Source organism: Paenibacillus cymbidii (assembly GCF_004764705.1).
In the GTDB taxonomy this organism is placed as follows: Bacteria; Bacillota; Bacilli; order Paenibacillales; family NBRC-103111; genus Paenibacillus_AN; species Paenibacillus_AN cymbidii.
In genome coordinates this window covers 219,321-228,282 of sequence record NZ_SHLX01000015.1, presented here as the reverse complement: position 1 = coordinate 228,282, position 8,962 = coordinate 219,321, and the positions used below count along the sequence as shown (strand labels likewise).

At 60.7% G+C, this 8,962-nt stretch carries 5 protein-coding genes; 4 read left to right on the top strand and 1 reads right to left on the bottom strand.

All coding sequences use genetic code 11. From position 1 onward, the window contains the following. Positions 1 to 41: 41 nt before the first annotated feature. Positions 42 to 2,666 carry a galactose-binding domain-containing protein gene (locus tag EXY20_RS21165; protein WP_135554092.1) on the bottom strand — a complete coding sequence of 875 codons (2,625 nt, stop codon included), beginning with the start codon at positions 2,664 to 2,666 and terminating at the stop codon, positions 42 to 44. Between the two features lie 225 nt (positions 2,667 to 2,891). Here EXY20_RS21165 and EXY20_RS21160 point away from each other — a divergent pair, with 225 nt between their 5' ends. The 4 genes from EXY20_RS21160 (at position 2,892) to EXY20_RS21145 (ending at position 8,953) form a co-directional block, all read left to right on the top strand. Then, positions 2,892 to 5,111: a helix-turn-helix domain-containing protein gene (locus tag EXY20_RS21160; protein WP_167859402.1), complete on the top strand. Its 2,220-nt coding sequence runs from the start codon at positions 2,892 to 2,894 to the stop codon at positions 5,109 to 5,111. Between the two features lie 223 nt (positions 5,112 to 5,334). Continuing rightward, on the top strand, positions 5,335 to 7,008 hold the full coding sequence (locus EXY20_RS21155) for an extracellular solute-binding protein (protein WP_135554090.1): 1,674 nt from the start codon (positions 5,335 to 5,337) through the stop codon (positions 7,006 to 7,008). A 78-nt stretch (positions 7,009 to 7,086) separates the two neighbouring features. Next, positions 7,087 to 8,058, top strand: coding sequence for an ABC transporter permease (locus tag EXY20_RS21150; protein ID WP_135554089.1), 972 nt, complete (start codon positions 7,087 to 7,089; stop codon positions 8,056 to 8,058). Positions 8,059 to 8,065: 7 nt separating this feature from the next. Next, the gene (locus tag EXY20_RS21145; protein WP_235886125.1) at positions 8,066 to 8,953 is read left to right on the top strand and encodes a carbohydrate ABC transporter permease; all 888 of its coding nucleotides are present in this window, start codon (positions 8,066 to 8,068) and stop codon (positions 8,951 to 8,953) included. Positions 8,954 to 8,962: the final 9 nt, after the last annotated feature.

The following is an 8,962-nucleotide window of genomic DNA, read 5'->3' as shown; positions in this document are numbered from 1 at the left end:
TGATTACAATCGCACTCGCATCCATTCGTCAATTGGTTACCTCACCCCGCATTTATGCGAAAAAAGGTACTACGAGCAACAGCAGATCGCTTAAATTGTGTGTCTACTTTCTTGACAAAGGTACACTCCGCCAGCACTGCCGTACGGCGCAAGTCGAGTGTGCCCCAGTTCGCCTGGTGGTTGTCCTGGTTGCCCGCCGGGCCGATATGCCAGCCCCGATCGAGCGCCGCCGCATAGTACCCCATGTAGTTGATCGCATTCGTCCAGGCGGGCACCTCCATTAAATCGACGACCTGATCCGCATCCGCATCATAAGGCGCAAAGCCGTTAAAATCGGCGTCCCACGGATGGTTCCACTGCACGATCGCCGCCGGATACTGCTTCACCGCGTTGTAGAACGTGGCCGGCGTGTTGTATTTGGTTTCATACGTATTGATAAAATGCTCCATCGCCAGCGTGTTCATATGCCCGAAGCCGTCCGACGGGTACCACGTCGTTTCGCTGCCGGCGATGGCGACGAAGCTGCCGTTCACCGTCTTGCGGTCGGCCGCCAACTTCAGATCGCGCCATTCGAGGCTGCGGTCCCACGCCAGGCCGTTGTCGTACAGGTTGGAGTGGTCGGTAACCGCCAGAAAATCGAGATGCGCCGTGTTGCGAGCGTAGTCGAACGCCGCGTCGGGCACGCTCACGCCGTCGGAGAAGGCGGTGTGGCTGTGCAGGTTGCCGAAGTACACATTGTAGCTTGCCGGCGTCGGCAAGGGCGAAGGCGCCGGGGACGGCGTTGGCGCTGCCGGCTTCTTCGCGAACTGGAACCAGTTGATGCCGAGCCCTTTGGCCGAGTTGTTGCCGATGATCAAATACACGCTGTGCACTCCGGTCACGTTGCTGACGTCGCAGGCGAGCGTGCTGTTGCGCGTCCATTGCTTGAAGGCGGGCAGCGTGCCGATCAGCGTGCCCGTCGGAGAGTCGAGCCGCACCTGCAAGTTGACCGTTTCCTGCGGCTGACCGGCATCCGCGTTCGGCGTATACACCCGGGCGATAAATTGATCGACGCCGCCAGAGCCGAAATCGATGTTGTCGAAACGCAAATAGTCGCCCGCCGTCGTTGCGCTGGCCGCGTCGGCATCGTTACCGTAGCCGTATTCGTGCGTCGAGTCGGGGCTCGGCACGAAGCTGATGCCGCTTACCGCGTCGTAGTTCTCGGACTGGATAATCGCAAGCGCGCTGCGGTTTGCGGCTGGCGCCGGCACGGGGACCGCCTCGTGGTAGCCGTACGCCTTCAGATCGGTAATGTGAAACACGGCGTTGGCGGAATTGTACGTGCCCATCACCCGGATGTACCGCCCGGCTGCGCTGACCGCATACGAATCGCCGGCGTCGGTTGCCGGGGCGGTGTTCGTTTTGGCGCCGACTTCGGTCCAGTTGAACCGGTCCTTGCTGACATAAATCGCATATTGGTAAAAGCGGGTGCCGTCAACGTAGTTGCGCAGCCTGATTTGACGAATGTCGTAGTTGCCGCCAAGGTCGACCTGCCAGTAATGCTGGTAAGGCGAAACGCTGGCATAGTTGCCGTTCGTGGCGTCGGCGTCGACCGCGTATTGCGGCTCGTGGCCGGTCTGGGTGTACGTTATCACCGGGTCGCCCGGCGACGACGGCAGCGCCTCCACTTCGGCCGGCTTGCCGAGCGTCAGCAGGAACGGATCGAGCGAACACGCCTTGTACCCGTATACTTTAAAATCGCTGATGTGCGTGCCCCGGTTCGCCGAGTTGTACGTAACGTTCACCCGTACATATCGCCCCGTGCCGCTGACGGAGTACGAGTCGCCGGCGTCGGTCGCGGGGGTGTTGTTCGTTTTGGCCGCAACGGTCGTCCATGAGGCGCCGTCGGAGCTGGTTTGAATGTCGTAACGGTAGTAGCGGGTGCCGTCAACGTAGTTGCGGAGCTTGATCGTGCGGATGTCGTAGTCGCCGCCGAGATCGATTTGCCACCACTGCGTGTACGGATACGCCGACCAATAGCTGGCGTTGGTGGCGTCGCCGTCGTTGCCGTAAGCCGGGCCGTGCCCGGTTTCGCTGCTCTGCGCGGTGGCGGGCTTGCCGGCGCTGACGAGCGGCGGAGTTTCGCTCAGCCGGCTTTGCGGCACGACCTGCTTCGCCTGGCTGGCGCTCGACCAACTGAGCTTGACGGAGGCGTTGCCTGCGGCGGTGTAATAGTCCAGCCGAATGTCGTAGTCGGTATTGGCCGCCAGCTCGATCGCCGCCGACCATTCGGCGCCTGTCTGATCGAACCACTTGTCGATCAGCAGCTCGCCGTCGACCCACAGCCGGACGCCGCCGTCGAAACCGACATAGAACGTGTACGCCTGCGCGTACTGCGGCCGAACTTGCCCCGTCCAGCGGACGGAGAACGTGTCCGCGCCGATGGAGGCGTCGGGCGAGCCGGCGCCCCAGTTGAAGTTGACCGTCGCGTCGGTGCGCGACAGCTTCGGGACGGTGAAATCGGCGTTGTCGTAATAGTCGCCTTTCAGTCCGTTGCCCATCTGGCCGTAAGCCGGGCCGGGCGGCGGCAGGAGCAGCGCGAGAAGTGCCGCAGCCAGCAGCGCGGCGGCAACGCATGCGACGGACAGCAGCCGACGCGGATGCGGATGAAGATGGATGAGGTTCATTCGTCAAATCCCTCCTTTATGGATGGTGGCTTGCTTTTTCATCATCGAATGGCGCCGGTGCGGGCGTCAACGAACAAAATTTGTTCGCCGGCATACATTTTTCGTCTTTTGCCGGTTCCGTTGCAGCGCGTCTTGATAGCGCTATCATTTGCATGCATAATACAGGCATGCTCAGGTCGCGCGGATGGCCTGGCCTCGAAAGATACACGCGGGCGGGGGAACGGGATGAAAACGATTTTCGGACGAAACCGGTCGGGCACCTTGTTTATGAAAGTGCTGTACTCTTATCTGCTCATTATCACGCTGCCGATGATCGCGTTCGGGCTGGCCAGCTATTATTGGCTGACGAACGCGATCGAAAAGGAGACGCACGCCGCCTACAGCAGCGTGCTCGAAGACATTCGCGGCGAAATCGACCGCAATTTCCAAACGCTGGACACGTTTGCGGTGCAGCTGTCCTACATGCCCTGGGCGACGCAGCTGATGAATATGGAGGGAGACAGCTTCAGCTACGACCGGCTGGACATCGGGCTGCTGTTGAACATTTTGCAGGAGCTGCGCATTTTTCAGGCGACGTACCCGTTTGTGGACGAGCTTGCGATCGATTTCAAAAGCAAAAACACGGTGCTTTCGAGCGTCGGCAAAGACAGCCGGGAGCGGTTTTTTACCGATCTGATGCGCTATTCGCGGCGGACGGCGGACGACTGGTCGGCGCTGCTCGGGCAACTCAACAACCGCACGATCCTGCTGCCGGAGGAGGTTCGCGTGCTGAACCAGCCGAAACGGCTGCTGACGTATCTGCATGCGCTGCCGCCGGGCGATTCCGGCTTCCAGGCGACGCTGCTGCTGTTCGTCCGCGAGGAGACGATCCAGGAGCTGCTCGGCAAGTCCGCCGTGGCGAAAGCCGGCGGCAGCGTGTACGTCACCGACAGCGAGGGGCGGCTCGTCACCGATTACCATGGCGACCCGGGGGTCGCCGCGGCGCTGCAGCAACGCATCCCGCGGGAAGCGGGCTATACGCTGTACCGGTCGGCGGAAGGCGCGAACGGCTGGACGTATCACCTCGCCGTGCCAACCGGCGCGCTGGCCGCCAAGCTGGAGAGCGTGCGCCTCGTGGCCGCCGGGCTGGTGCTGTTTTATTTGGCCGTCGGCGTGGCGATTTCGCTGCTGCTGGCGCGGCGCGATTATCGCCCGGTAGCGCAGATGCTGAGCCTGGTCGGCTCGCGACGGCGCGCCGCCGACAACGAGCACAACGAATACCGCATTTTGGAAAAAACGATTTATGCGATGCTGGGCGACGCCGACCGCAGCGAAAGCGAAATGCTGCTGTACAAGCCGCTCGCCCGCAATACGTGCCTGGCCAAGCTGCTGCGCGACGAAACCGGGCAGGCGGACATGGCCCGTACGATGGAACTGCTGGACATTACGTTCCCGCATGACGAGTACCGCTGCCTGATCGTGCTGCTCGGCGAGGAGCAGACCGTGCCGGAGCCGTTCTTCGCGCAGGTGAACGCCGGGCTTGATGCGCGCGCCGCCACTGTCTACTGGGTCGAGCTGGAGGGGCGGAGCAAGGCGGTCATTCTCAATGTGGAAAATGAAGCCGCCGGCGAACGGGCGCTGGAAGCGATTCGCGGCGCACTGCAAAGCATGAACGTCGCCTACCGGGCGATCGGCGTCGGCCGGCCGTGCGCCGGTCCGGGCGAGCTGCATCTTTCCTACGCGGACGCACAACGTGCGCTGGAGTACCGTTTTACGCAGGAGGACGGCGCAACGCTTTACGCGGAGCGGTTCGAGGAAGCGGTGTACTGGAAAGGCGCGATCCGCGAAGAGGAAGAGATCAAGGCGGCGCTCAAGGCGGGGCATGCCGCGGCCGCTGTCGACAAGGCGCGCCGCGTCGTGCGGGCGGAGGCGCAAGGGCACCGGCTGCCGCTGGGCGCCATTCGTTTCCTCTGCTACCGGGTCGCCGTCGTAGCGTTTCTTGCGCTTGAGGAGCTGAACATCGCCGAAGCGCCGGCGGTCAGCCTGAACGGGCTGCTGCAGCAGAAGGAACTGGACGCCATGCTGGATGCGATTGCCGGGCTGTACGAAGACGCGGTTCGCCTGGTCGCCGCGGAGCGGGAAGGGCGCAACGACCATCTGGTTCGCGACATCAAATCGTATTTGGAGGCGCATTTTACCGATCAGAATTTGTCCTTGACCGCGGTGGCGGACGCCTTCGGCATTTCCTCTTCGTATTTGAGCCGCTATTTCAAAAGCCAGACCGGCACCAACTTCATCGACTATGTGAACCGCTGCCGGATCGAGGCCGCGAAGCGCCTTTTGCCCGGCGACGCGACGATCGTGCAGATCGCGCACAAGGTCGGCTTCGACAACGACATCACGTTCCGGCGGCTGTTCAAAAAATATATGGGCATCACCCCGAGCCAGTTTAAAGGTTATCCGTAGGCGGCGTTCGGCCGGGTCAAATTTTGTATGGCGGAGGGCAAGAGGTGATCGTAGACGGTCCGTCGCCGCCCCGCCTATACTGGGGGCACCCGGAACGATCGACCCGGCCCGGCACGCCGCCGAACGGCGAATCCGGAGCGCGCGGACAGCGGCGGCGAGGCGCGGGCATAGGCCGACGGGGCACTTTTACATTCGCAGCAATCGAAGGAGAGGGGTTCGTTCGATGAACAAAATTGCGTATACACGCCTTGGGCTGATGGCGGCGCTGGCCGGTACCGTTGCGGCCGCCGGCTGCTCGTCGTCATCCGGCAAGCCGGACGGCGCCGCATCGGCATCGCCGGTTTCGTCCCCGCAGACGAGCGTTTCGGCTTCGCCGGCGCAGGCAGCAGGCCCGGTCAACAAAATGCCGATCGTAACCGACGGTTCGGTGACGCTGACGGTGGCGATTGCCGACAATCCGTTTGCGGCGGCCAGCCTGACGCAAAATTTGCCGGTCTGGCAGGAGATCGAAAAAGCAACCGGGGTCAAAATCAAATGGGACGTGGCCCCGAGCAGCCAATACCAGACGGCGCTGCAAACGCGGCTGGCGGCAAGATCGAATTTGCCCGATATTATGTTCACCTCGTTCGACATGTACAAATACGGCAAAGACGGCTTGCTGCTGCCGCTCGACGATCTGATCAAGAAGTACGGCCAGAACGCGGCCGAGGTGTTCAAGCAGAAGCCGCTGCTGCCGGCGCTGATGAAGACGCCGGAAGGCGTCACGTATACGCTGTCGGGCACCCGCGACGAAGAGGTCGCCTCCGGCCCGTACGGTTGGCTCATCCGCAAGGATTGGCTCGACAAGCTGAACCTGAAGGAGCCGGTGACGGTCGACGACTGGTACAACGTTTTGAAAGCGTTTAAAGAGAAGGACCCGAACGGCAACGGCAAGGCGGACGAAATTCCGATGAGCAACTACCAGGGCGTCGCGCAATTGTATTACTGGGGCAACGCGTGGGGGCTGCATCTGCGCACGAGCGACGGCTTCTACCCGGACGCCAAAGGCAAAATCCAGTACGAATGGCTCGACCCGCGGGCGAAGGAAATGGTCGTGTTCCTGAACAAGCTGGTCAAGGAAGGGCTGCTCGACATGGAGTTCGCCGTCAACAACAAGGACCAGCTGACGTCGAAAATCATCCGCAACCTGAGCGGCGCCGCACTGGCCTGGCAGGAGTCGAACACGCTCTGGAACAACAAGCTGAAGGAAGCGGGCGAAACGAACCCGCAATGGGTGATGGCGATGCCGCCGGCAGGCCCGAACGGGTACAAGGGGCACATCGAGTCGACCTGGACCTCGAACGGCAACGCGGTCATCAACAAGGATTCCAAATACGCGGAAATCGCCTTCCGCTGGCTCGACTACGTCATCTACAGCATGGAAAATTCCAAACGCGCCACGCTCGGGGTGGAAGGCAAGTCGTACACGATGAAGGACGGCAAGCCGGTGTTTACCGATTTTGTGCTGAAAAATCCGAATGGGCTCGGCCCCGTGGAAGCGATCCGTTCGATCGGCGGCTGGCAGCTCAACAGCCTCGTGATGAAGAAGGAATGGGTGTCGATGCTGAAACTGACCGACGACACGCTGGCCGAGCGGGCCAACCGCGTCGAGCCGTATATCGTGCCGGTTGTGGAATTCGCGATGCCGACGGAGGACGAGTTTGCCAAGCTGAATCGCAAGCTGACCGACATTACGACGTACAAGGACGAAATGATCGCCAAGTTCATTCTCGGCCAGGAGTCGATCGACAAGTGGGACAGCTTCACGAAACGCATCCAGGACATCGGCATCGCCGATGTGCTGTCGATTCGCCAGGCGCAGTATGACCGTCTGATGGCAAGCAAGGCCGGCAAGTAAAGCGGCGGCGTTTTGGCGGCGCCCGGGCCCTTGCGGCCCGCGCCGCCTGCGACCCTGCAACAAGGAGAGAAACGCTGCATGATGAACGACACCCGCCAATTGCCTTCGCCCGCCGAACCGTCGCGGCTGTCCGCGGCTTCCGGCTGGAGCCGGTACCGCAAGCGCTGGCTCCGGGACAAATATTTGCTGTTGATGACGCTCCCGGCCGTCGTGTATTTCCTTCTGTTTCACTACGCGCCGATGTACGGCATGCTGATGGCGTTCAAGGACTTTTCGCCGGCCAAGGGGATTTGGCACAGCAGGTGGGTCGGGCTGGAATGGTTCGAACAGTTTTTCCAGTCCATCTACGCCTTCCGCCTGATCAAAAACGTGCTGCTGCTCAATTTGTACAACCTGATCTGGGGGTTCCCGGTGCCGATCGTGTTCGCCCTGCTGCTGAACGAGGTGCGGCGCCAAGGGTTCAAGCGCGTTGTGCAGTCGGTGAGCTACTTGCCGCATTTTATTTCCGTCGTCGTGATTGTGGGGATGACCGTAACGTTCCTGTCGCCGAACAGCGGCATCGTTAACGCGCTGCTCGTCCAGCTCGGTTTGGACAAAATCAATTTTCTCAGCGAGGCCGGCTGGTTTCGTACGATCTACATCGGCACCGACATTTGGGCCGGTTTCGGCTACAGCTCGATTCTGTACCTGGCGGCGATTGCGGCGATCGACCCGCAATTGTACGAAGCGGCGAAGATGGACGGCGCCGGCCGGTGGCGGCAAATGCAGCACGTAACGCTGCCCGGGCTCGCCTCGACGATCGTCATCCTGCTCATTCTGCAGCTCGGCCGGATGATGAGCGTCGGCTTCGAAAAAATCATCCTGCTGTACAACCCCGCGACGTACGATGTGGCGGACGTTGTGTCGACGTACGTGTACCGGGTCGGGCTCGTCGGCGGGGAATTCAGCTTCGCCGCCGCGGTCGATCTGATGAACGCGATCATCAACTTTATTCTGATCGTCACCTTCAACAAGCTGGCGAAAAAATGGACGGCGATTTCGTTATGGTGAGCATATGGTGAGTACAGTGAAAAAACGAACGGCGGTTGCCGGCAAGCTGGCCGATGCTGCTATCACGTGTCTGATGCTGGGTGTGATCGTCGTCTGCCTTTATCCGCTTGTGTTTGTCTTCAGCATGTCGATCAGCGATCCGCTTGCCGCCGCCCGGATGGAAGTGTGGCTGTGGCCGAAAGGCTTTTCGCTGCAATCGTACAAACTGGTGACGGACAATCCGGATTTGTGGACGGCTTACGCGAACACGATCTTTTATACGGCGGTCGGCACGGCGTTCAACGTAGTCATGACGATTCTGCTCGCTTATCCGCTGTCGCGCCGCGGTTTCGTCATCCGCGTGCCGCTGACGCTGTTCATCGTGTTTACGATGCTGTTCAAGGGCGGCACGATTCCGACGTTTATTTTGATGAACCGGATCGGGCTGTACGATACTCGCTGGATTTTGATTTTGCTCGGGGCGGTTGGGGTGTGGTACGTCATTATCGCCCGGACGTTTTTCGAGTCGATTCCGGACACGCTGATCGAATCGGCCAAGCTGGACGGCGCGAGCGACATGGGCATTTTGTGGCGGATCGTCACTCCGCTGTCAATGCCGATTATGGCCGTGCTGATCCTGTTCTATGCGGTGGAGCACTGGAACAGCTACTTCAGCGCGCTCATTTATTTGCCCAGCAAGGAGCTGCAGCCCCTGCAGCTGTACCTGGTGAAGGTGCTGGTGGAAAACACGCAAAGCATGGCCGATTCGATCATGATGAGCGAGGAAAAAAGCCTCGCGATCATGCAGGTGAAATACGCGATTATTATCGTGTCGACGCTGCCGATTTTGTGCGTCTACCCGTTTCTGCAAAAATATTTCGTCAAAGGCGTGATGATTGGCGCGATCAAAGGGTGAAGCGGAAAC